The following is a 21,509-nucleotide window of genomic DNA, read 5'->3' as shown; positions in this document are numbered from 1 at the left end:
CCCTCCCTGTATTGATGGAAAGGCTTCCCGGCTGAAGCCGGTCCTACAGTCGATGTCACTGCCGATCCCACTGGACGCATGCGATGCCTTGGTAGGACCGGCTTCAGCCGGGAAGAGGCCAGCCCAAGCGCCAGCAATTTTTGCTGATTGCACCCCATCCTGTGGGAGCGAGCTTGCTCGCGAATGCTGTATTTCAAACACCGGATAGTCGGTGGATGTATCGACCCCTTCGTGAGCAAGCTCACTCCCACAGGTCCTCAGCATTTGCTCTGCCCTCGATCTGCCCTTGATCCGCTTTTACATTTTTCACCAAAAAAGACTAACCACTTCGCCGCCTCGTTCGTCTTTCAGGTAAGGCGCGCTTACCTGCGCCGTTCCAACACCACGAGGGATTACACATGAGCTTCGACAGCGAAAACACACAGTTCCGGGTCGTCATCAACCACGAAGAGCAGTACTCCATCTGGCCCGACTACAAAGCCATCCCGGACGGCTGGAAAAGCGTCGGCGTCGAAGGCGACAAACAGACCTGCCTCAACCACATCGAAAGCGTCTGGACCGACATGCGCCCCCTCAGCCTGCGCAAGGCCATGGCCTGACCCACCAACTTCCGCCGCATCAGGAGCGTATCGCCCATGAACATGCGCATGCTCACCCCCGAACGCCTGCGCCTTGAAGCCGGCTTCCCCCTGCGCGTCCAGCCCGGCCAGACCGGCGTCTCCCTGGCCGCCGAAATCGACGCCCTGCGCAGCGTCGTCGACCACTCGCTTGAGCGCGACGGCGCCATCCTCTTCAGCGGCTTCTCCAGCGAAGGCGTCGAAGGCTTCCAGCAGTTTGCCGCCTCCTTCGGCCACCCGCTGCTCAACTACGAATTCGGCTCCACCCCGCGCAGCCAGGTGGATGGCAAAGGCGTCTACACCTCCACCGAATACCCGGCGCACCGCTCGATTCCGCTGCACAACGAACAGGCCTACACCACCGAATGGCCCATGCGCATCTTTTTCTACTGCGCCAAAGCCGCCGTCAGCGGAGGCGAGACGCCGATTGCCGACAGCCGCCGGGTGTTCCAGCGCATCAGTCCGGCGCTGCGCAAACGCTTTGAAGAAAAGCGCCTTATGTACGTGCGCAACTACGGCAACGGCCTGGACCTGACCTGGCAACAGGTTTTCAACACCGAGCGCCACAGCGACGTCGAAGATTACTGTCGCCCCCGTGGCATCCAGTGCGACTGGAACGAGGACGGCGACCTGCGCACACGACAACTGGTGCAAGGCGTCGCCCAGCATCCGCGCACCAAGGATTGGGTCTGGTTCAATCAGGCGCACCTGTTTCACCTGTCGAACCTGGACGAGGAGATGCAGGAAATCCTCCTCGACACCGTCGGCGAAGAAGGCCTGCCGCGCAACGTCTACTACGGCGACGGCAGCCCGCTGGAGGCCGATGCGCTGGCGGAAATTCGCGGCGTGCTGAGCGAGTGCGAAGTGGTCTTCCCGTGGCAGACCGGCGACGTGCTGATGCTCGACAACATGCTCACGGCGCACTCGCGCAAGCCGTTCAGCGGCGAACGAAAAGTCGTGGTCGCCATGGCTGAAGGCGTCAGCGGCAACACCCTGCACACCCTTTCCTGAGTCCGATATTCATGCAGAAAACCAAGCTTGTTTACGTCTGGTCGCTGCGTAACGCCGCGGCGGACAAGGCCGGTCAATACGTCGATTACCACGGCGAGCAGCGCTACATGACCTCGCCGCTGGAGTACCTGGTCAAGGCGCTCAACGACACCGCCCTCGGCGACCATTACTCCCTGGAAGCGATCATTTACGACGAAAACCCCGAGTTCGCACGGGACCGCGAGAGCATCAAGGACTACGGTTTCAAGCCGGGGCAGGGCGCTCACTGGTTCTACCCGGCGGGCCTGACGGTGCAGGGGCGCAAGGTCGATGACCTGCTGGAAAACGTGCCGTCAACTTACCGCGCCTTGCCCCTGGGCGACAGCGCGCGGCCGGCCGGCAAGTCGGATTTCGAGCGACGTCTGGGCGAGCGGCTGCACGCACTGCAAGCCGATGTCGTGGTGCTCGACGGGCTGCTGGTGATCCTCGATGAACTGGTGCGCGAAGGGGCTGATTTCCATCGGCGCATCTTCAACGTGCACCCGGGCATCACGCGTCTGGAATCGCCTTACGAGCGGCGCGGCGCCTACGCCACCCTCGACGCGCTGTACGGCGCCCGGGGCAAGAAAGTGGTCGACTGGACCACGCGGGAGATGGTCGACACGCCGGTGGTGAACATGACCGGCGCGTCGTTCCATTACGTCGACACCGGCATCGATTCCGGTGAGGTGGTGTTCGACGTGCTCGACACCCCCATCGCGCCGGACGACACCATCCTCGAACTGCGCTGGAACAACTTCAACAACAGCCTGTTTCCCGCGCTGGAGCAGGGGTTGTGGGTACTGGCGCGGCAGCGGTCTCATTGACCGCGCTCCGTTGAACGGGCGGTCAGCGCAGCGAGTCAGCACATGATTCCTGCGCTGGCGCCGCTGTTCATCGCCGATTTCGAGCATTACCGCGACGCGCTCGTGCTGCCGGACGATCCCCGCGTCGGCGTGCCTATGCGCACCTTTCTCACCGGCGACTACCTGAACGATGTCCTCACGCGATTCGCCAGCGCCTACCCCGACAGCGACCCTCGCGGGCTGGCGTCGATCTGGAGCAAGTATTGCTTCATCAAACTGATTCCGCCGGTGGTCGCGGCGTCGTTGATCCTCGACCAGCAATTGCCGCTGCACCTCGATCAAGTACAACTGATCCTCAACGACGATGGCCTGCCTGCCGCGTTCAAGCTGCCTCACTCGGGACAGCGCTGGACGCCAACCCCGGCCGATGCTTTCGAGCGTTTCGATGACTTGCTGGAGCAGCACCTCAGACCGTTCATTGATGCCCTCGCGCGGCATTTTCGACTTTCGCCAAAAGTGCTGTGGAGCAACGCCGGCAACTATTTCGAGTGGCTGTTGGGTGTGCTCGCAAATGCCATGCCCCACGGCGATCTGACCCATGGTCACCAGTTGCTCAACGTGCAACTTCTCCCCGACGGAAGCCGCAATCCGCTCTACCAGCCCGTGCGCTACATCAAGGTCGACGGCCAGGACGAACCCAAGCGCCAACGCCGGGTGTGCTGCATCCGTTACCGTGTAAACGGCCTCGACTACTGCGCCAACTGCCCGCTGTCCTGACTGACCGCCTACAAACTGTGGGACCGGCTTCAGCCGGGAAGGCGTCACTCGCCACGGCGCAAAAACGAGATCATAACTCCCGCCCACGCAACCCGCTGCGCCCATAAAACGCCACCACCACAAAGCAACCCAGCGGCAGCAGGTATGCCAGCGCTGTTGAGAAATGATCCGCCACCAGCCCCATGAAATACGGCATCAGCGCGCCGCCGACGATGGCCATGATCAGGAACGAGCTGCCGCGTTTGGTGTGGGGGCCGAGGTTTTTCACGCCCATGGCGAAGATGGTCGGGAACATGATCGACATGAAGAAGAACACCGCCACCAGCGCCACCACCGACACGCTTTCCACGCCGCTGACCACCACCGCGCACAGCGCGACGTTGATCCACGCGTAGACCATCAGCAGCCGCTGCGCCGGGATACGCCCCATCAACCAGGTGCTGAAGAAACGTCCGCACATGAAGCAGATCATCGCCACCGACAGCAGGTACGCGGCGCTCTGGCTGGTCATGCTCGCCCAGTGTTCGGTCACGTAATTGATGAAGAACGCGCCCACGCCCACCTGCGCCGCCACGTAGAAAAACTGCGTGACCACGCCGCCGACGAATTCCCGGTGCTGCCAGAGGGTCTTGTTGTCATGGCGCTGGATGCTCGACTCCTGCTCGCGCAGATCCGGCATCGGCGTGCGGGCGAACAGCGCCGCCACCAGCAGGACGATGACCGCGATGACCACGTAGGTGGTTTGCAGCGAGCTGTTGTCACTGCCGGCGTTGCTGCCGCCGAAGAACAGCGCGCCTCCCAGCAGCGGCCCGACGAACTGGCCGAGGCCGTTGAACGACTGCGCCAGGTTGAGCCGACGCTCCGCACCGTTCGGATCGCCCAGCACGGTGGCGTAAGGATTCGCCGCCGTCTCCAGACAACCCAGCCCCAGGGCGATGACGAACAGCGCAAACAGGAAGAACGGGAAGCTCGCCGCATTGGCCGCTGGCATGAACAGCAACGCGCCGGCGGCGTACAGGCACAGGCCCAGCAGAATCCCGGCCTTGTAGCCGAAGCGGTCCATCAGAAAGCCGGCGGGCAGGGCGATGATGAAATACGCGCCGAAGTACGCCGCCTGCAGCAAACCCGACTGGGCCTTGCTGACGTGCAGCGTCTCCTGAAAGTGCTTGTTCAGCACATCGAGCAGCCCGTACGACAGGCCCCAGAGGAAAAACAGGCTGGTCACCAGCATCAACGCCACCCGCACCGACGGCGCTGCGTGCCGGTACACCGGGGTCTGGACTTTGCTGTGTTTGGTCAACATAACGCTCTCCTTTTTTGTTGTTGTTCAAGCGTGAAGCGTGACGAAGCGGATGTTCGGTTGAGCAGAGATCGACGCCTTGCACTCGTACCTGTGGGAGTGAGCTTGCTCACGAAGACGGCGTTTCAGGCGCTAAAGATGTAGGGGGTGTTTCGGCGCCTTCGCGAGCAAGCTCGCTCCCACCATTGAAGGGCTTTAAGGCGGCTGATCCGACAGGCTGAAAATCTGCGCCATGGGCTGCCACTTATTCCCCGGATCCGTCCACGGCGTCGGTCTCTGAAACCGCCACATCAACGCCTCCCATTCCAGCACCTTGGGGTTGGCCGCCGACGCCTGGTCCATCGCGTCGGCGCTGAAGCCCTGGGCGGTGTCCATGACCATGAACAGCCGCGTGCCCAGTCGCCAGATCTGCATGTCCAAGATGCCCTGACTGCGCAGGTGTTCGGCAATCTCCGGCCAGATGCGCCGGTGCAGTTGCTCATACTCGGCGATCAACGCCTCGTCATCAGCCATGTCCAGGGCCAGACAAAAACGCTGCGCGCTCATGTCAGTGCCCGATCCAGATGCGTATAGCCGCCGTCCACCACCAGCCACTGCCCGGTGGTGTGGGACGCCCGCGGGGACAGCAGAAACAGCACGCTGTCGGCAATCTCCGTCGGCGTGGTCATGCGCTGGCCGAGGGGGACTTTCTCGACGATCTTCGCCAGCTTCGCGTCAGGGTCGTCGAAGCTGGCAATCCAGCGCTCGTACAGCGGCGTCATCACTTCGGCCGGAATCACCGCGTTCACCCTTACGCCATCGCTCAGCAACGACGCCGCCCATTCCCGGGTCAGCGACAGTTGCGCGCCTTTCGAGGCGGTGTAGCCGCTGGTGCCGCCCTGGCCGGTGAGTGCAGTCTTCGAACCGATGTTGACGATGGCGCCCTTGCTGGCTTTCAGCGCGTCGACGCACAGATGGGCCATGACGTAGTAGTGAATGAGGTTCTTCTCCAGCGACTCGATGAACGCGCTGCGACCGGCCTCCAGCCCGACGTTGTCGTTGACCCCGGCGTTGTTGACCAGCCCGTCGATGCGGCCAAAGCGCTCCAGCACCTTGCTCACCGCCGCCGCACATTCGGCCTCGTCACGCAGCTCGACCTGGACGAACAGGGTCTGCGGCTGGCGTCTGTCCAGCTCGGCGGCCAATTCAGCAGGCAGCGGCTGATTGGCGAAGATCACCGGGACCGCGCCTTCTTCGGCCAGCCCCAGTGAGATCGCGGCGCCAATCCCCGAGCCGCCGCCGGTGACGATGATGACCTTGTCTTGCAGGTGCAGATTCATGGGCAGTTTCCTTGCAGGCCGTACAGGCGAATGGCGGTGCCGCCGCGCAGCGCGTTTTGCTCATCGACGGAGAGCGAGCTGATGGCGGTTTCGAACAATTGGTGGACGTCGCTGTAATTGCCCGCCACCAGACAGACCGGCCAGTCGGAGCCGAACATCAGTCGCTGCGGCCCGAACAATTCCAGCGCCAGATAGAAATACGGCAGCAGTTCCACCGGTCGCCAGCGTTGCCAGTCTGCTTCGGTAATCAGCCCCGACAGTTTGCACGCCACGTGGGGCAGGGCGGCCAGCGGGGCAAGGCGATCGGCCCAGGCGATGGGGTCTTCCAGGGACAGATCCGGTTTGCCGAGGTGATCAAGGATCAGGTGATGCCGGTCGTGGCGTTGGCAGAAGTCGGTGGCGGCGTGGAGGTCTTTGTCTTTTATCAGCACGTCGTAAGTCAGCCCGAGGGTTTGCAGCTGCCGCATACCCCGGGCGAAGGCCGGGTCCTGGAGGAACAGCGACGGCGCCGGTTCGTCCTGGACCAGGTGACGCAGGCCGACCAGTTTTTCCGCGTCCGCCCAGCGTGCCAATTGCTCGTCGACACCATCCGCCCGCAGGTCCGCCCAGCCGACGACGCCGAAGATCCACGGATGCTCGGCCGCATGGGTTAGAAGTGCGTCCGTCTCGTCGACACTGTGCCGCGCCTGCACCGCGACGCAGCCATCGATGCCATGCCGATCGAGCAGAGGTTTGAAATCGCCCGGCAGAAAATCCCGTTGCAACGCAGCATGGCGCTGGTCAATCCAGGGGTAATCCCTGGCGTCATAGGTCCAGAAATGCTGATGGGCATCCACCCGCAAGGGCGGTGCCGGAACGCTTGAGTGTCGGGACGACATTGTTGTTGTACTCCGTCCGTTTCATGGCCTCACGCAATTACTGTAGGAGTGAGCTTGCTCGCGAAGGCTTAGGTACAAACGACACACCTGCATCGGGTGTCCCGGCCATTTCGTCCGGTTGCCGCACAGACCAAGCGCGCTCCTACAAGGGTTCGGCAGTGTGCTCAGCCCTTGTATGCATACCGCGCCCGCGAGGCGGCTTTCATCTGAATCGAAAACCCCGGTGCGGCCGGTGGCAAATACGCCGCATCACGAATCACACACGGGTCTTCAAAGTGCTCATGCAGGTGATCAACGTATTCCACCACCCGACCTTCATGGGTGCCGGCGATGCACAGAAAGTCGATCATCGACAGGTGCTGCACGTACTCGCACAACCCGACGCCGCCGGCATGGGGGCAGACCGGCAGCCGGTATTTGGCGGCCATGAGCATCACCGCCAGCACCTCGTTGACCCCGCCGAGGCGGCAGGCGTCGATCTGCACCACGTCGATGGCGCCACGCATGATCAGTTGCTTGAAGACGATGCGGTTCTGGCACATCTCGCCCGTCGCCACCTTCACCGGGTGCACGCCAAGACGAATCGTGCGATGGCCTTCGACGTCGTCCGGGCTGGTCGGTTCTTCAATGAACCACGGTTTGGCGAACGCCAGCTCGCGGATCCAGTCGATGGCCTCGCCGACCTCCCAGACCTGATTGGCGTCGATCATCAGATGACGATCCGGCCCCAGCACTTCCCGGGCGATGCGCACCCGGCGGATGTCGTCCTGCAGGTCGCGGCCAACCTTGAGTTTGATGTGGGAAAAACCGCCGTCGACCGCTTCCTGACACAGCCGGCGTAGCTTGTCGTCAGGGTAGCCGAGCCAGCCCGCCGAGGTGGTGTAGCAGGGGTAACCGTCGGCAAGCAGCGTCCGCAACCGTTGTGCTTTGCCCTCGGCGCGCTCGGTCAGCAGGGTCAGGGCTTCGTCCGGGGTGAGGCAGTCGGTGATGTAGCGAAAATCGATGCAGCGCACCAGTTGCGCCGGGGTCATTTCCGCGACCAGTTGCCACACCGGCTTGCCCTCGGACTTGGCCCACAAATCCCACGTCGCATTGACCACGGCGCCAGTCGCCAGGTGAATCGCGCCCTTGTCAGGGCCGATCCAGCGCAACTGGCTGTCACTGGTGACGTGACGCCAGAAACGGCCCATGTCTTCGGCGATCCATTCCAGCTTCAGCCCGACCATCACGCCCGCCAGCGCCTTGATCGCGGCGCAACAGACCTCGTTGCCGCGGCCGATGGTGAAGGTCAGGCCGTGGCCCTGCAGGGTGGGGTGATCGGTTTCGAGAATGACGTAGGCCGCCGAGTAATCGGGGTCCGGGTTCATCGCGTCCGAGCCGTCGAGGAATTGCGACGTGGGGAAACGGATGTCTTCAACGCGCAAGGCGGTGATGGTGGTCATGGCGGGTCCCTTTGGCATTGTTATGGGCAGCGCGGCGTATTGGAAAAACTGAGGAAAACACTGATCTCAAGTGCATGCAGAAACTGTGGGAGCGAGCTTGCTCGCGAAGCCTTTACTCCTGATGAATATGCAGGGAATGCACTGGCCTCTTCGCGAGCAAGCTCGCTCCCACAGCGACGGTGTTTGCTGCTTCAGGCGTCGACTGTCAGTTGCTGCTGTTCACCCAGCCCTTCAATACCCAAACGCATGGTCTGGCCGGCGCGCAGGAAGACTGGCTCCGGCTTGATGCCCAGGCCCACACCCGGCGGTGTACCGGTGGAAATCACGTCGCCCGGTTGCAGGCTCATGAACTGGCTCAGGTAGCTCACCAGCCTGGGGATCTGGAAAATCATCGTGCGCGTGTTGCCGTTCTGGTAGCGCTTGCCGTCGACTTCCAGCCACAGGTTGAGCTGGTGCGGGTCGGCGATTTCATCGCGGGTCACCAGCCACGGGCCGATCGGGCCGAAGGTGTCGCAGCCCTTGCCCTTGTCCCAGGTGCCGCCGCGCTCGATCTGGAATTCACGCTCGGAGACGTCGTTGATCACGCAATAACCCGCCACGTGCTCCAGGGCATCGGCTTCGTCGATGTACCGACCGCCCTTGCCGATGACCACGCCCAGCTCGACTTCCCAGTCGGTCTTCTTCGAGTTGCGCGGGATTTCCACGTTGTCGTTGGGGCCGACGATGGCGCTGGTCCACTTGTTGAAGATGATCGGCTCTTTCGGAATATCCGCGCCGGTTTCAGCGGCGTGGTCGGCGTAGTTCAGGCCGATGCAGATGAATTTGCCGATCTTGCCCACGCATGGGCCGAGGCGCGGATTGCCCTCAACCAGCGGCAGGCTGTTGACGTCCTGGGACTGCAAATGGGCAATGCTTTCCGGGCTCAGGGCGGTGCCCGACAGGTCACCGATGAGATCGGTCAGATCACGAATGCGGCCGTCGCTGTCCAGCAGGCCAGGGCGTTCTTGACCGGGTTCGCCGTAACGCAGCAATTTCATGGGGTGTCCTCTAATGGTGATTGATCAGAATTCGGTGTGGGTATTGGTGAAGGTCGTGAACAGGCTCAGTTACTCCAGCCGCCATCGATGATCTGCGCCGTGCCGGTGGTAAAGCCGCTGGCGGACGAGCCGAGGTACAGCGCCAGTTGGGCGATTTCCTCGGGGGTGCCCAGGCGTCCCATGGGCTGGCGCGCTTCGAACGCGGCGTACACCTCGGCCTCTTCGCGGCCCTCGCGCGCCGCCTGATCGGCCACCCGCTGACGCAGGGAAGGGGATTCCACGGTGCCGGGGCATATGCAGTTGCAGCGGATGTTCTGCCCGACGAAGTCGGCAGCGACCGAACGGGTGATGCCGATCACGGCGGCCTTGCTGGCGCAGTAGGCGAAGCGGTTGGGCACGCCCTTGATGGCCGAGGCCACCGACGACATATTGATGATCGAGCCGCCACCGTTGGCCAGCATGGCCGGCAGGAATGCGCGGATCATCTTGTACATGGCGGTGACGTTGAGGTCGAAGGCGAAGCGCCAGTCGTCGTCGGAGCATTCGAGGATGTTGCCGCTGTGCACCACGCCCGCGCAGTTGAACAGCACGTCCAGCGCGCCCACTTCGGCGGCCAGTCGTTCGATGGCGGCGTGATCGGTGACATCGAGCACGCGTTTGTGCACGCCCTGCAGGTGATCCAGCGCTGCGCCGTTGATATCCACGGCGAAGACTTCCGCGCCGGCCTTCAGATAAGCCTCGACGCTGGCTTGACCGATGCCCTGGGCGGCGGCCGTGATGAGCACTCGCTTACCGGTGAGGTCCATGTTGATCCCTTGTTTTTATTGTTGAGACGACCTGACTGGCCATGCTGCCGTGGAGGTCTGCTGATCGAACCGGGCAGCGCGTCATGAGATTTGAAGCACGCCGAACCCCGACGGGTTTTGCTATGCTCCGCTCACTGCAGCGCTCCAATGGTCAGGCCATTGGTCCTGTTTTTAGCACTAGTCATGGACTGCAACAAGGCCATTTTTCGATCCAGTGCGCTGTAAAATTCCGAGCCGATTCCCGATGCCAATCCAAGTAATTGATAACCAGAGACTTTATCGCCAGATCGCCGATCAGCTCCGCGCGCTGATCGACAGCGGCGAATTTCCACCGGGCAGCCGCCTGCCGGCCGAACGTGAATTGGCGAAGATGTTGGGCGTAAGCAGGGCGTCGGTGCGCGAAGCGATGATTGCCCTTGAGGTGATCGGGCTGGTGGATGTGCGCGTGGGCAATGGCGTGCTGGTCTGTGAGCCGCCCGTGCAGAAGCTGTCCGATGAACCGGTGATGACCCAGGTCACCCGCGATCAGTGGAAAGACGTCGACCCCGAGCTGGGCATCGAGGTGGATTTCAGTGCGGAGATCCCGCCGTTTGCCTTGCTCCAGGCGCGGCGGTTGATCGAACCGGAAGCGGCGGCGCTGGCGGCACAAAACGCCAGCGATGAAGAGCTTGAAGCCATCCGCGAGGCCTTCGAACGTAACGCCCGCGACAACCGCGAGCATTCCCACACCCACCCCGGCGATCGCCTGTTCCACATTCGCATCGCCCAGGCCTCCGGCAATCCGGCTTATGGGCTGATGATCAAACACCTGCTCGGGCATCAGTACGGCAGCATGTTCCAGCGTTTGCAGGCGCACTACACCTCCGACGACATGCCGTTCCGCTCCGAACACGAACACCGCCTGATCCTCGACGCCCTGCAAAATCGAGATGCAGACGCTGCGAGGCAGGCGATGGCGGGGCATCTGGATGAAGTCATCCGGATATTCAGCCGCGGCGGGGTTTAGCTCGTAAAGCGGGAACACAGCAGATGTCGCTGTTAACGGAGAACTTGTGGGAGCGAGCTTGCTCGCGAATGCTGACTTCCAGCCGCTAAATATGCAGTGGCTGGACCGGCGCTTTCGTGAGCAAGCTCACTCCCACAGGTCCTCGGCATGGCCCACCTTTCCATGACGTCTCACCCATCCGTCGAACGCGACACCTCTTCCCATTCCGCAAACTCGGCTTCCAGCTGGGCCAGCTTTTCCCGCACCAGCTTCAACGCATCGCTGCCCAGCAGCAGATGCGCCGGCGGGTTGGGGCTATCAATCAGCTTGAGCATCGCATCGGCAGCCTTGACCGGATCCCCTGGCTGCTTGCCGCTGCGTTCTTCGCGGGCCTTGCGGATCGGGTCGAAGCTGGCGTCGTAGTCGGTAATCTGCCGCGCGGTACGCTGCATCGAACGGCCGGCCCAATCCGTGCGGAACGAACCCGGTGCCACCGCGGTGACGAACACATTGAACGGCTTCAGCTCCTTGCCCAGGGATTCAGAAATGCCTTCCAGGGCGAACTTGCTGCCGTGGTAGTAGGAAATCCCCGGCATCGTGATGAAGCCGCCCATGGAGGTGACGTTGAGGATGTGCCCGCTGCGGCGCTGACGGAACAGCGGCACGAAGGCCTTGATGATCGCCACCGCGCCGAACACGTTGACGTCGAACTGCCGACGCAAATCTTCCAGCGGTGACTCTTCCAGAATGCCTTCGTGGCCATAGCCGGCGTTGTTAACCAGCACGTCGATGGGCCCGAACGCGTTGTCGGCCTCGGCGACCACGCGGTCGATGGCGTCGAAGTCGGTGACGTCCAGCAACACGCCGTGGGCGCGACCGGGTGCCTGGGCTTCGAATGCCTGCACGGCGTCTTCGTTGCGCAGCGTGCCGATCACGGTATGACCCGCCGCCAGCGCCCGTTGCGCCAATGCCTGGCCGAAGCCGCTGCTGACACCGGTGACGAACAGGGTTTTGGTTTTGCTCATTGTGCGTTTCCTCATGTGGCCTAAGCCGTTGATGGCAGGCCCCCATGGTAGGAACCCTTCGCCCAAAACCGATGACCCAGTTCTACGCGATGATTGCCTGATCCTGTTCTGGCTGGATGCCACGATGGCTGCTGCCGATCCCTGTAGGAGTGAGCTTGCTCGCGATCACGGTGTGTCAGTCAACTCACCTGCAACTGACACGCCGCAATCGCGAGCAAGCTCACTCCTACAAGATCGTGGGCGTATCAAGCCCGCGGATTGGCCGTGTTCTTGGTCACCAACCGCAAGCCGCTCGCCACACTGCCCACCGCCGCAAAGCCCGCGCCGATGCTCAACGCCAGCACCGGGCCGTGGGTATTGGAAATCCCGAAGCTCAGTGCCACCAACGCCGCGCCCGTGGCCTGACCGATCAAACGTGCCGTCGCAATCGTGCCGCTGGCGCCGCTGGAGCGTTCCTTTGGCGCGCTGGTCATCAGGGCTTTCTGATTCGGCGCCTGAAAGAAACCGAAGCCGATGCCGCACAGCATCATCCGCGCAATGATCGACATCACGCTGGCGTCGGCGGGCATGATCGCCAGGGAAATCATTCCCAGGCAGAGCATCGCCAAGCCAATCCCGCCCAGCAGCCCCGGCGCATAACGGTCCGACAGGCGCCCGGCGAACGGCGCGATCATCGCCACCACCACAGACCACGGCGTCATCAGAAACCCGGTCTGGATCGGGTCGCGGCCCAGGGTGCTTTCAAAGAAGAACGGCAGCGAGACAAAGGCCAGCCCTTGGGTGGCGAACGAGCAGAACGCTGTCAGCGCCGACAACGCAAACAGCGGTCGCTTGAGCAAATCCAGGGGAAACATCGGCGCAGGGTGCCCGGCCTCGCGTTTTAGCATCAGCGCGCCGCCCACCAGAAAGATCGCCAGGGCGATGAGCACGCTGGCCATGGAACCCAGTTGCGCCGCCTGACTCAGGGCAAAGATCAGCGCGCCGAAGGTGATGACATTGAGCACGGCCGTCATGCGGTCGAAGGTCGGGCTGCCGAGCCGTGTGGCGGGCAGCGAATTCCAGGCGAACGCCAGGGCGAACAGGCCGATGGGCAGGTTGATCGCGAACAGCCACGGCCAACTTGCTACCGACAACACCAGCGAGGCCACGGTCGGGCCGATGGAAAACGAAGTGCCGACCACCAGCGCGTTCATGCCCAGGCCGCGGCCCAGCCGTTCGTGGGGGAAAATCGAGCCGATCAGCGCGGCGTTGACGCTCATGATCGCGCTGGCGCCGATGCCCTGAAGAACGCGGGCGATGGTCAGCGTCGGCAATGACCAGGACAGCGCACACAGCGCCGACGACACCACGAACAGAATCAGCCCGCCCAGATAGACCTTGCGATGACCGAGCACACCGCCCAGCGCCGCGAACGGCAACAGTGTGGCGACGGCGGCGAGCTGGTAGGCGTTGATGATCCACACCGATGCGGCCGGCGAGGCGTTGAGATCAGCCGCGATGGCGGGGAGGGCGGTGTTGGCGATGGCGGTGTCGAGGGTGGCGAGGGCGATAGACATCAGAATCGCCGCCATGCCGCGAAACTCGCGGGGTGTAAGTTTATTACCGACGCGCGGGGCATCCTGAGTGGCGGGCTGGACCATTATCGACAACGCTCCGGGGGATGAACTTCAGGCGGGTCTGCAGTCGCAGACGAAAGCGTGATGGTGCCGTTTTGTTAGGGTGCTACGCAATTAAAGATACGCGGGATAAGCAGATGGCGGCGTACAAAGGTGCGGAGCTGAGGCTTCGCAGCCAATGAAGATCCTGTAGGAGTGAGCTTGCTCGCGAAGCCTCAGGCCCAGCCGCTAGAAATTCAGCGGCTGTACCGTCCTCCTTCTGAGCAAGCTCACTAACCTGCTTTGAATCTCCGGTCCAGAAGGCCGCCCTCAACCCCCCGCTGTATCAATGTCCTTGTCCAGCTCACCCGTCTGCCGTTCCTCTTTGGTGGTATCCGGCGACTCATGCTCTTCAGGCTTGAAATCAGGGGTGAAGCTGTTCTCACCCGTCAGGTTGCCGTTGTTCTCCTGACTCTGCGCGCCGCCACCGGACTGGCTCTGTGATCCACTTTGGTTCTTCAGCGCATCGTTCTGCGCCAGGCTGCTGTCTGGCCTGACTTTCTCAACGGCAGGGTTAATCGCCGGGTCGTTGCGGTTGACGGTTTGATCGTTGTTCTGGGTAGCCATACGCACCTCTTCTGTCATGTCCCGTTCACAGGACGTACAGATATCGAGGGCAACGGCGCGCAAGGGTTCGATCCATGTGCTGACCGGCAGGCTTCAGCTGTCGCGATACGCACCCGTCACCGGCATGCGACTGCCCAGTCGATAGCGCGAGGACGGATGCACCAACCGCACGTAGGTCACCACGTTGCCGCTGTTCCAGGTGCGGCGCATCAGCACCAGACACGGCTCGCCCGGCTCGATCTGCAGATGCTTGAGCTCCTCGGCGCTCGGGTGGCTGGCCTCGACGATGTGCTCCATCTCATCGGGTTGAATGATCTGCAACAGATAGCGCGCCGACTGCAATGCGTCGCCAAAGGGCTGGTTCAGAAAGTCCGGCGCGGCGTGCGGGTTCACGTAACGGTCTTCCAACTGCACCGCCACGTCATCCTCGTAATGCACGCACAACAGGTGAAACACCGACGCGCCAGTGGCCAGCGAGAGGGCCGAGGCGATGGGCATGGACGCCGATTCCCGTGCCAGATGCAGCACCTGGCAACGATAGCGATGGCCCCGGGCGAGGATTTCGTCGGCGATGTTGGTGATGCGCAACAGGTTCGATTGCGGCTTGCTCGCGGCGACGAAGGTGCCGACCCCGGACACCCGCAGCAAGCGGCCTTCTTCGGTCAGCTCGCGCAGCGCCCGGTTGACGGTCATCCTCGACATGCCCAGCTCGACCACCAGGCGGTTCTCCGACGGAATCAGGTCGCCGGGTTTCCATTCGCCGGACAACAGCTTGCCGTGAACGAAGGATTTCGCCCGCCGATAAAGGGCCTGGGGTGCCGGCTTGTCCATCGTTTCTCTCCCTTTCCGAACAGGCGTGCGTCGACGGCCCTAAAAAAAGCGCATCACGCTTTGGCGTCCTGCCAGAACGCGTTGCGGTCCAGGTAGTTCTGCAAGAACTGCTGCAGCCGGGGTTGTTCGGCGTTGTGGAAAATCTGTTGCGGCGTGCCGCGTGCGACGATTTCGCCCTGATCGAGAAAGATCACCGAATCGGCGACCTGGGCGGCAAAGCCCATCTCGTGGGTGACCACGACCATTGTCATGCCTTCCTTCGCAAGGGTCTTCATCACCTGCAGCACTTCACCCACCAGCTCCGGGTCGAGGGCCGAGGTGGGCTCGTCGAATAGCATGATGTGCGGTTCCATCGCCAGCGCCCGGGCAATCGCCACCCGCTGCTGCTGACCACCGGACAATTGCGCGGGGTACGCCTCGGCCTTGTGCGCCAGGCCCACCTTGTCGAGCATCGCCATGCCGCGCTTCTTCGCGTCGTCGGCCGAGAGTTTGCGCACCCGCCGCAAGGCTTCGCAGACGTTGCCGAGGGCGGTCATGTGCGGCCACAGGTTGAACTGCTGAAAGACCATGCCGACGTTGCGCCGCACCTGGTTGATCTGTGATTGCGGCGCGCGGCGACGGCCCTTGTCGGTGTCCTGCCAGCCGAGCAACTGGCCTTCGATGCGGATCTCGCCTTCGTCGTACTCCTCCAGAAACGCCATGCTGCGCAGCAGGGTGCTTTTGCCCGAGCCCGACGGGCCGATCAGGCACACCACTTCCGAGCGCCGCACCTGCAAGTCGATGCCCTTGAGCACGCGCAGGGTGCCGAAGCTTTTGCCCACCTGGCTCAGGGCCAGGACGGTCGAGGGCTCGCCGTTGGTTTTCATAGATTCATCCAGGGATTGGCCGGTCGTTTCGCCGGTCGGGGCGGGCACGTTGCCGCCGGGGATCAGAAGACTGTTCATCGGGTTTGCCTGCTCATGAAGCGGCCGACGCGGGTTTCCAGCAGCATGCCCAGCCGCGAGCACAGCTCCACCAGAATCAGGTAGCCGATACACAGCATCAGCAGGGTTTCGACGAAGGCAAAGGTCTCCGAACCGATGCCGGTGAGGACCATCGTCAGCTCGGGGATAGTGATGATCGACAGCACGGCGGTTTCCTTGCACATCACCGTGACCATGTTCACCAGCGCCGGCAGAATCATCACCAGCATCTGCGGCAACTGGATGCGCCAGATGCATTGCAGGCGGGTGATGCCCAGGCAATCGGCGGCTTCCAGCTGACCCCGGGCGACCGACTCGAAGCCGGTGCGGAAGATCTCGGCGAAGTACACGCCGCCGTAAACCCCCAGGCCGAGAATGCCGGCGGGGATCGGGTCGAGGCTGATGCCGAACGACGGCCCGCCGTAATACACCAGAAACAGCTGCACCAGAAACGGCGTGCTGCGGATCAGCTCGATGAACACCCGGAGCGGCGCACGGACGAAGTGGTTGCCGAACACCTGGGCGACCGCGATCAGCATGCCCAGCGCCAGGCCGAGCACGACGCCGCTGCTCCAGGTGCCGAGGGTGACCAGAAACCCCGAGCCGATGTCGCCCAGGTGGTCGGTGAAAATGCTCGGGTCGAAGGTCATGCCGTGCGCTCCTTCATTCGTCGTTCGAGCAGGCTCGCCGCGTAGGCCAGCGGCACGTTGATCAGGCAGTAGAAGCCGGCCAGCATCAGGTAGTCCTGGACGAACATGTAATCGCTGGCGGCGAGGTTCTGCGCCGTGCGGGTGAGGTCGGCCAGCCCGACCACCGAAACCAGCGACGAGGCTTTGATCAGCAGAATCATTTCGTTGACCAGCGCCGGCAGCGTCAGGCGCACGGCCTGGGGGACGCGGATGCGCATGAGCATTTGCGCGTCGCTCATGCCCAACAGCCCTGCGGCCTCCAGCTGACCGCCGGGAATCGCAAGAAACCCGCCACGCATGATCTCGGCGATATAGGCGCCGGCGGCCAGGGACAGGCCTATGATCGCCGCCACCGTGGGCGAGACATTGGGCAGGCCTACCCGGGGCAGGAAGTAGTAGATGAACAGCAATTGCACCAGCAGCGGAATGCCGCGGAACACGAAAATGTAGGCGCCACCGAGGCGGCGCAGCAAGGGGATCGGCGACAGGCGCAGGCTGCCGACGACGATGCCGATGACAAAGCCGAACACCAGCGCGGCCATCGACACCTGTAGCGTCACCCACAGGGCGCCAAGCAAGAGCGGCGCGTTTTGCTGCAGCAAGGGCCAATCGAACACGGTGGTACTCCAGCCGGTGAATTGTCACTGAGTGAATCGTCACACTGTGGATGATCACTGTATGAGTCATCACTGGGTAGATCTTCAGGCGCCGACCTTGTGGGAGTGAGCTTGCTCACGAATGCGGTTTGCTTGCTACGTATGGGGTGTCTGGCATACCGCAATCGCGAGCAAGCTCACTCCTACACGATAGGTGTCGCCCCGCAAATCCGGAGTCGGCGCGCGGATAATGTGGGAGTGAGCTTGCTCACGAAAGCGGTGTGTCAGGCGACACCTCTTTCGCTGCAAGCATGCATTCGCGAGCAAGCTCACTCCTACACGTTAGGTGTCGCCCCGGAAATCCCGAGTCGACACACAGGGATCAAACGCGCCTTACCACGTCGGCTCGAAATCACCCTTCGGCACGTCCATTTCCGCCCCCAGCCATTTCTTCTGCAGGGCGGCCAGGCGGCCGTCGTCATGCATCTTGATCAGGGCGGCATCCAGCGCAGCGATCAGGCTGTCGGCATCGGCGTCCTTGCGGCCCAGGTAGGCGAAGTAGGATTTCTTGCCGAACGGCGGCTGCACCACTTTGTACAGATTGCTTTTCTGCGCGGCGACGAAGGAGATGTTCGGCAGCGAGTTGGCCACGGCGACGATGCGCTTGGCGGCCAGGTCGGCGTAGGCCTGGTTGTTGTCGACGTATTCACGAATGGTGACCTTCTGCGGCAGGGTCGCGGCGAAGGCTTTCAGCTCTTCCAGCTGCGCCGAGCCCTTGCCGGCACCGACTGTTTTACCGGCGATGTCTTCAGGCTTGCCGATGCTGTCGTCCTTGGCCCCGGCCAGCAGCGCCACGGTCGCTTCGGCAATCGGCGACACGAAGTGGTAACGCTCCTTGCGCGCCTTGGTCACGATGATCGGACCGGCTACCACGTCGAATTTCTTCGCCTCAAGGCCGGGCAGCACACTCGGCCACGGCAGGTCGAGGAACTTGATCTTGACCCCCAGTTCTTGACCCAGCGCCTCGAACAACTCGGCGTTCAAGCCTTTCTGTTTGCCCGCTTCGAGGAAATCGAAGGGCGCAAACTGCATTTCGGTGCCGACCACCAGCTCACCGGCCTTCTTCACATCGGCCAGTTGGTCGGCCTGAACCGCGAATGGCAGCAGCGTCAACGTGGCAGCGATACTCAAGCTTTGAAACGTCCTGCGGAACACAGAGTCGAGTGACATGGGATGGCTCCTGGGTGGATGCGGTGTGTTTCGTCGAAGGCTGTGGGATGTTGGGTGAGCGGGTGAATGATTCTGCAACTGCAGTTAGCGTGCCATACCGGTATAGACAACCGGCATGGGGCTATCAGCTGAGGATCTTCCCCGGATTGAGAATGCCGTTGGGGTCGAAACTGCGCTTGAGCTCGGCCATTACTTGCAACGCTTCTGCGCTCGCCGAGTGATGGAGAAACTCGCGCTTGAGCAGGCCGATGCCATGTTCGGCCGACACCGCGCCGCCCAGCTCGCCGACGGCGCTGTACACCAGCTCCTCGATTTCCAGCACCGGCGCGGGCTGCGGCAGCGAGTTGCAGTCCACGGTCAGGTGCAGATTGCTGTCACCGATGTGGCCGAAATACACGCTTCGGTTACCCGGCCAGCGCGCGTCGATGCGCTCACGGCAGCGTTCGGCAAACTCACCGATGCGGCCGATGGGCAGGCTGATGTCGAAATTCAGCGGCGCCATGCGCTGGGGAAACTCGCCGGTCGCCTCGCGAATCTTCCACAGCCCGCGGGCCTGGGCCTGGGAGGTCGCGAGGATGGCATCGACCACTTCACCGGCCTCAATCGCCGCTTCAAGGGTTTCCTCCAGCGCATCGCTTGGGCCGGACGACTCCAGCAGCACGTACAGCGGATGATGATCGGGCATCGGCGCGACGGGCTTCTCTAGCCACGACACACCGAGGCGGAAGAAATCCTGCCACATCAGTTCATACGCCTGGGGCGTGCCGACGCTCGATTGAATCCGCCGCAGCAGGGCGACCGCGCTGGGGTAATCGGGCAGGGCGCAGAGCAGCGTGGTGGTCGGACCGGGTGGCGGCGCCATTTTCAATACTGCTCGGGTAATCACCCCAAGGGTGCCTTCGCTGCCGATGAAGCACTGTTTTAGGTCATAACCGCAGTTGTTCTTGATCATCTTGTTCATCAGGTCGAGCACACGCCCGTCCGCCAGCACCACCTCCAGACCGAGCACCAGGTCGCGGGTCATCCCGTAACGAATCACCGCATTGCCGCCGGCATTGGTAGCGATGTTACCGCCGATCTGGCACGAGCCCCGGGCGCCCAGATCCAGCGGAAACAAAAAACCGGCCTCGGCCACGGCGTGCTGGATGTCCTCCAGCGTTGTGCCCGCGCGCACGCTGACGGTGGCGGCGGCCGTGTCGATCTCCTCGATGCCGCGCAGGCGATCCAGCGACAGCGCGATGTCGGTGGTGCGCGGAACGGCGCCGCCCGCGAGGCCGGTCATGCCGCCCTGAGGCACCACGCTTTGCCCCGCCGCGTTACAGATGCGCAGGGCGAGGGAAACCTGTTCGGTACTGGTCGGCAGGACAAGCGCAGCGGGGCAGGCCGGCGCGTGGCGGGTCCAGTCGCTGTAATGACGCGGGCTGATGGCCTCGCCGGTCAGCACCTGAGCATCGCCCAGGGCCTGGCGCAACTGGCTGATGGTCTGTTGCAGGTCGCTCATGGAATCCACTCGATCAATTCGCGTCAGGGGTGGGGCGTGCCTGAAAGCGGGGAGGCTGTATAGACAGCTGAGGCAAGATGCAGGCCAGTTGATCGACGCCGGTAGGTCAGGGCCGCTAAAAGCTTCCCGGCTGAAGCCGGTCCTACCCAGTGATCGTGAGATGACTGTAGGACTGGCTTTAGCCGGGAAGGCGTCGTATGTCACACCGCAGAATTGAGGGTGCACGCACTCGCGCATTCCCGGCTTAAGCCAGTCCCACTCAAAGAAGCGGCGCGGCACAGTAAATGCTTGATCCGGTCTATACCGCCCAGTCCATTTCCTGCGCCCGGAGCCTGCCATGACCGTCACCGCCAACCTTCCTATCATCGACATGGCCGGCGTCCGTGAAGGCGACGAGGCCGCGATCCGTCGCGCCGGCGAAGCCATCCGCATTGCCTGCAGCGAGAGCGGCTTCTTCTACATCATCAACCACGGTGTGCCCCGACACGTGATCGACAGCACCATGGCGGCCGCGAAAACCTTCTTCGCCTTCGCGCCGGAAATAAAGCGCCAGGTGGCGGTGAACAAGCGCCACCGCGGTTGGCACGCATTGGGTGGGGCGCTGATGTACGAGGCGACCAAACCGGATTTCAAGGAGTTTTTCAGCATCGGCCTGGAGCTGCCAGAGGATGACCCGAGTGTGCTGGCGGGGGAGGCGTTGCGCGGGCCGAACCAGTGGCCGGATTTCATGCCGGCATTGCGGGTGGCGCTGGAGGCGTATTACGAGGAGATGGGCAAGGCCGGCGCTGATCTGTTGAGGGCTGTGGCCGTGGGCTTGGGCATCGAACCCGATTTCTTCACGCCGAAATACGGCAAGCGTTTGCAGCGTACGCAGATGGTCTATTACCCGCCCCATCCACCCCGGGCCGAAGCCGATCAGTTCGGCGTGGCGCCGCACACGGATTATGGCTGCATCACGTTGTTGCATCAGGACAACAGCGGCGGTCTGCAGGTGCGTGAGTTGGGCAGCGGGGCGTGGATTGACGCAACGCCGATCGAGGGCAGTCTGGTGGTGAACGTGGGGGATTTGCTGGCGCGTTGGTCGAACGATCGGTTTCGGTCGACCTTGCATCGGGTGATCAATCAGTCGGGGCATGAGCGGTATTCGATCGCGACGTTTTATGACCCGACCTATGGGGCGGTTGTAGATCCGTGCGATTTGGGAATCGAGGCGGCTGCCAGCCTTTATCCGGCGGTGGCGGCGGGGGATTACATACTCAAGCGGATTGATGATTCGATGGCGTATCGCAAGAAGGGTTAGTGATTGAGTCCTCTGTGCATATCCAATATTTGTGTGCGCTGTTGTTATGGTTCCGCCCTTACGGCGGTTCACTTTTTCCTACAGCCCGGATTGCCGGCCCAGAAAAAAGTAACCAAAAAGGCCGTGCTCCTGGTTGGGTTCCTCCTTCGTCGGAATA

At 62.6% G+C, this 21,509-nt stretch carries 22 protein-coding genes; 6 read left to right on the top strand and 16 right to left on the bottom strand.

The window, feature by feature from the left end; translation table 11 throughout:
- Positions 1–398: 398 nt before the first annotated feature.
- Genes AC07RO_RS14580 through fhuF form a run of 4 tightly spaced genes read left to right on the top strand, consistent with a single transcriptional unit; the run spans position 399 to position 3,229 of the window.
- Positions 399–599, top strand: a complete 201-nt coding sequence (locus tag AC07RO_RS14580; RefSeq protein WP_065986085.1) for an MbtH family protein — start codon at positions 399–401, stop codon at positions 597–599.
- Between the two features lie 36 nt (positions 600–635).
- Entirely contained in the window at positions 636–1,628 is a 993-nt protein-coding gene (locus AC07RO_RS14575) for a TauD/TfdA family dioxygenase (RefSeq protein ID WP_423574411.1), read from the top strand.
- An 11-nt stretch (positions 1,629–1,639) separates the two neighbouring features.
- Positions 1,640–2,473 carry a formyltransferase family protein gene (locus tag AC07RO_RS14570; protein ID WP_495086358.1) on the top strand — a complete coding sequence of 278 codons (834 nt, stop codon included), beginning with the start codon at positions 1,640–1,642 and terminating at the stop codon, positions 2,471–2,473.
- A 42-nt stretch (positions 2,474–2,515) separates the two neighbouring features.
- Positions 2,516–3,229 carry a siderophore-iron reductase FhuF gene (fhuF, locus tag AC07RO_RS14565; protein ID WP_495086357.1) on the top strand — a complete coding sequence of 238 codons (714 nt, stop codon included), beginning with the start codon at positions 2,516–2,518 and terminating at the stop codon, positions 3,227–3,229.
- A gap of 70 nt (positions 3,230–3,299) precedes the next feature.
- On the opposite strand, the gene AC07RO_RS14560 is transcribed toward fhuF, so the two are convergent.
- The 7 genes from AC07RO_RS14560 to AC07RO_RS14530 all read right to left on the bottom strand — a co-directional run bounded on the left by AC07RO_RS14560 (position 3,300) and on the right by AC07RO_RS14530 (position 10,011).
- Positions 3,300–4,532 carry a sugar MFS transporter gene (locus tag AC07RO_RS14560; RefSeq protein WP_495086356.1) on the bottom strand — a complete coding sequence of 411 codons (1,233 nt, stop codon included), beginning with the start codon at positions 4,530–4,532 and terminating at the stop codon, positions 3,300–3,302.
- 192 nt (positions 4,533–4,724) lie between these two features.
- Positions 4,725–5,075 carry an L-rhamnose mutarotase gene (locus AC07RO_RS14555; RefSeq protein ID WP_495086355.1) on the bottom strand — a complete coding sequence of 117 codons (351 nt, stop codon included), beginning with the start codon at positions 5,073–5,075 and terminating at the stop codon, positions 4,725–4,727.
- Positions 5,072–5,848: an L-fucose dehydrogenase gene (locus tag AC07RO_RS14550; RefSeq protein ID WP_495086354.1), complete on the bottom strand. Its 777-nt coding sequence runs from the start codon at positions 5,846–5,848 to the stop codon at positions 5,072–5,074. The genes AC07RO_RS14555 and AC07RO_RS14550 overlap by 4 nt, the downstream gene beginning before the upstream one ends.
- Positions 5,845–6,726, bottom strand: a complete 882-nt coding sequence (locus AC07RO_RS14545) for an amidohydrolase family protein (protein ID WP_495086353.1) — start codon at positions 6,724–6,726, stop codon at positions 5,845–5,847. The genes AC07RO_RS14550 and AC07RO_RS14545 overlap by 4 nt, the downstream gene beginning before the upstream one ends.
- Positions 6,727–6,890: 164 nt before the next feature.
- The gene (locus tag AC07RO_RS14540; protein ID WP_495086352.1) at positions 6,891–8,168 is read right to left on the bottom strand and encodes an L-fuconate dehydratase; all 1,278 of its coding nucleotides are present in this window, start codon (positions 8,166–8,168) and stop codon (positions 6,891–6,893) included.
- A 191-nt stretch (positions 8,169–8,359) separates the two neighbouring features.
- Positions 8,360–9,205 carry a fumarylacetoacetate hydrolase family protein gene (locus tag AC07RO_RS14535; RefSeq protein ID WP_495086351.1) on the bottom strand — a complete coding sequence of 282 codons (846 nt, stop codon included), beginning with the start codon at positions 9,203–9,205 and terminating at the stop codon, positions 8,360–8,362.
- A gap of 65 nt (positions 9,206–9,270) precedes the next feature.
- The gene (locus AC07RO_RS14530; RefSeq protein WP_133771737.1) at positions 9,271–10,011 is read right to left on the bottom strand and encodes an SDR family oxidoreductase; all 741 of its coding nucleotides are present in this window, start codon (positions 10,009–10,011) and stop codon (positions 9,271–9,273) included.
- A gap of 244 nt (positions 10,012–10,255) precedes the next feature.
- Between AC07RO_RS14530 and AC07RO_RS14525 the strand changes: the two genes are divergently transcribed.
- Positions 10,256–11,017, top strand: a complete 762-nt coding sequence (locus AC07RO_RS14525; RefSeq protein ID WP_282373675.1) for a FadR/GntR family transcriptional regulator — start codon at positions 10,256–10,258, stop codon at positions 11,015–11,017.
- A gap of 170 nt (positions 11,018–11,187) precedes the next feature.
- On the opposite strand, the gene AC07RO_RS14520 is transcribed toward AC07RO_RS14525, so the two are convergent.
- From AC07RO_RS14520 to AC07RO_RS14480, 9 genes are all read right to left on the bottom strand, one after another.
- Complete coding sequence (locus tag AC07RO_RS14520) at positions 11,188–12,021, bottom strand: oxidoreductase (RefSeq protein ID WP_495086350.1); 834 nt, start codon at positions 12,019–12,021, stop codon at positions 11,188–11,190.
- Positions 12,022–12,266: 245 nt separating this feature from the next.
- Complete coding sequence (locus tag AC07RO_RS14515) at positions 12,267–13,592, bottom strand: MFS transporter (RefSeq protein WP_495086477.1); 1,326 nt, start codon at positions 13,590–13,592, stop codon at positions 12,267–12,269.
- A gap of 354 nt (positions 13,593–13,946) precedes the next feature.
- Complete coding sequence (locus AC07RO_RS14510) at positions 13,947–14,243, bottom strand: hypothetical protein (protein ID WP_495086349.1); 297 nt, start codon at positions 14,241–14,243, stop codon at positions 13,947–13,949.
- A 93-nt stretch (positions 14,244–14,336) separates the two neighbouring features.
- Positions 14,337–15,074 carry a histidine utilization transcriptional repressor HutC gene (gene hutC, locus AC07RO_RS14505; RefSeq protein ID WP_495086348.1) on the bottom strand — a complete coding sequence of 246 codons (738 nt, stop codon included), beginning with the start codon at positions 15,072–15,074 and terminating at the stop codon, positions 14,337–14,339.
- A 53-nt stretch (positions 15,075–15,127) separates the two neighbouring features.
- The gene (locus tag AC07RO_RS14500) at positions 15,128–15,940 is read right to left on the bottom strand and encodes an amino acid ABC transporter ATP-binding protein (protein WP_495086476.1); all 813 of its coding nucleotides are present in this window, start codon (positions 15,938–15,940) and stop codon (positions 15,128–15,130) included.
- A 74-nt stretch (positions 15,941–16,014) separates the two neighbouring features.
- Positions 16,015–16,686 carry an amino acid ABC transporter permease gene (locus AC07RO_RS14495; protein WP_495086347.1) on the bottom strand — a complete coding sequence of 224 codons (672 nt, stop codon included), beginning with the start codon at positions 16,684–16,686 and terminating at the stop codon, positions 16,015–16,017.
- A complete protein-coding gene (locus tag AC07RO_RS14490) occupies positions 16,683–17,342 on the bottom strand; it encodes an amino acid ABC transporter permease (RefSeq protein ID WP_346629695.1) in 660 nt (219 codons plus the stop codon). Before AC07RO_RS14490 ends, AC07RO_RS14495 begins: the two co-directional genes overlap by 4 nt.
- A gap of 372 nt (positions 17,343–17,714) precedes the next feature.
- The gene (locus tag AC07RO_RS14485; protein WP_346629696.1) at positions 17,715–18,551 is read right to left on the bottom strand and encodes a transporter substrate-binding domain-containing protein; all 837 of its coding nucleotides are present in this window, start codon (positions 18,549–18,551) and stop codon (positions 17,715–17,717) included.
- Between the two features lie 124 nt (positions 18,552–18,675).
- On the bottom strand, positions 18,676–20,052 hold the full coding sequence (locus AC07RO_RS14480) for an FAD-binding oxidoreductase (protein ID WP_346629697.1): 1,377 nt from the start codon (positions 20,050–20,052) through the stop codon (positions 18,676–18,678).
- A 337-nt stretch (positions 20,053–20,389) separates the two neighbouring features.
- Here AC07RO_RS14480 and AC07RO_RS14475 point away from each other — a divergent pair, with 337 nt between their 5' ends.
- Positions 20,390–21,352: an isopenicillin N synthase family dioxygenase gene (locus AC07RO_RS14475; RefSeq protein ID WP_495086346.1), complete on the top strand. Its 963-nt coding sequence runs from the start codon at positions 20,390–20,392 to the stop codon at positions 21,350–21,352.
- The last annotated feature ends 157 nt before the right edge of the window (positions 21,353–21,509 follow it).

It is taken from the genome of Pseudomonas sp. GW821-FHT07F05 (assembly GCF_059418765.1).
Note: the sequence above shows the minus strand (reverse complement) of the source record. Positions and strands in the feature narration are given on the sequence as shown.

What these genes read in the sequence shown, in the direction of transcription:
- hutC (WP_495086348.1), bottom strand. Translation starts at nt 15,074, where the DNA reads ATGGACAAGCCGGCACCCCAGGCCCTTTATCGGCGGGCGAAATCCTTC.
- AC07RO_RS14535 (WP_495086351.1), bottom strand. Translation starts at nt 9,205, where the DNA reads ATGAAATTGCTGCGTTACGGCGAACCCGGTCAAGAACGCCCTGGCCTG.
- AC07RO_RS14570 (WP_495086358.1), top strand. Translation starts at nt 1,640, where the DNA reads ATGCAGAAAACCAAGCTTGTTTACGTCTGGTCGCTGCGTAACGCCGCG.
- AC07RO_RS14545 (WP_495086353.1), bottom strand. Translation starts at nt 6,726, where the DNA reads ATGTCGTCCCGACACTCAAGCGTTCCGGCACCGCCCTTGCGGGTGGAT.
- AC07RO_RS14510 (WP_495086349.1), bottom strand. Translation starts at nt 14,243, where the DNA reads ATGGCTACCCAGAACAACGATCAAACCGTCAACCGCAACGACCCGGCG.
- AC07RO_RS14525 (WP_282373675.1), top strand. Translation starts at nt 10,256, where the DNA reads ATGCCAATCCAAGTAATTGATAACCAGAGACTTTATCGCCAGATCGCC.
- fhuF (WP_495086357.1), top strand. Translation starts at nt 2,516, where the DNA reads ATGATTCCTGCGCTGGCGCCGCTGTTCATCGCCGATTTCGAGCATTAC.
- AC07RO_RS14580 (WP_065986085.1), top strand. Translation starts at nt 399, where the DNA reads ATGAGCTTCGACAGCGAAAACACACAGTTCCGGGTCGTCATCAACCAC.
- AC07RO_RS14555 (WP_495086355.1), bottom strand. Translation starts at nt 5,075, where the DNA reads ATGAGCGCGCAGCGTTTTTGTCTGGCCCTGGACATGGCTGATGACGAG.
- AC07RO_RS14575 (WP_423574411.1), top strand. Translation starts at nt 636, where the DNA reads ATGAACATGCGCATGCTCACCCCCGAACGCCTGCGCCTTGAAGCCGGC.
- AC07RO_RS14530 (WP_133771737.1), bottom strand. Translation starts at nt 10,011, where the DNA reads ATGGACCTCACCGGTAAGCGAGTGCTCATCACGGCCGCCGCCCAGGGC.
- AC07RO_RS14515 (WP_495086477.1), bottom strand. Translation starts at nt 13,592, where the DNA reads ATGGCGGCGATTCTGATGTCTATCGCCCTCGCCACCCTCGACACCGCC.
- AC07RO_RS14550 (WP_495086354.1), bottom strand. Translation starts at nt 5,848, where the DNA reads ATGAATCTGCACCTGCAAGACAAGGTCATCATCGTCACCGGCGGCGGC.
- AC07RO_RS14475 (WP_495086346.1), top strand. Translation starts at nt 20,390, where the DNA reads ATGACCGTCACCGCCAACCTTCCTATCATCGACATGGCCGGCGTCCGT.
- AC07RO_RS14500 (WP_495086476.1), bottom strand. Translation starts at nt 15,940, where the DNA reads ATGAAAACCAACGGCGAGCCCTCGACCGTCCTGGCCCTGAGCCAGGTG.
- AC07RO_RS14480 (WP_346629697.1), bottom strand. Translation starts at nt 20,052, where the DNA reads ATGAGCGACCTGCAACAGACCATCAGCCAGTTGCGCCAGGCCCTGGGC.
- AC07RO_RS14485 (WP_346629696.1), bottom strand. Translation starts at nt 18,551, where the DNA reads ATGTCACTCGACTCTGTGTTCCGCAGGACGTTTCAAAGCTTGAGTATC.
- AC07RO_RS14495 (WP_495086347.1), bottom strand. Translation starts at nt 16,686, where the DNA reads ATGACCTTCGACCCGAGCATTTTCACCGACCACCTGGGCGACATCGGC.
- AC07RO_RS14540 (WP_495086352.1), bottom strand. Translation starts at nt 8,168, where the DNA reads ATGACCACCATCACCGCCTTGCGCGTTGAAGACATCCGTTTCCCCACG.
- AC07RO_RS14520 (WP_495086350.1), bottom strand. Translation starts at nt 12,021, where the DNA reads ATGAGCAAAACCAAAACCCTGTTCGTCACCGGTGTCAGCAGCGGCTTC.
- AC07RO_RS14560 (WP_495086356.1), bottom strand. Translation starts at nt 4,532, where the DNA reads ATGTTGACCAAACACAGCAAAGTCCAGACCCCGGTGTACCGGCACGCA.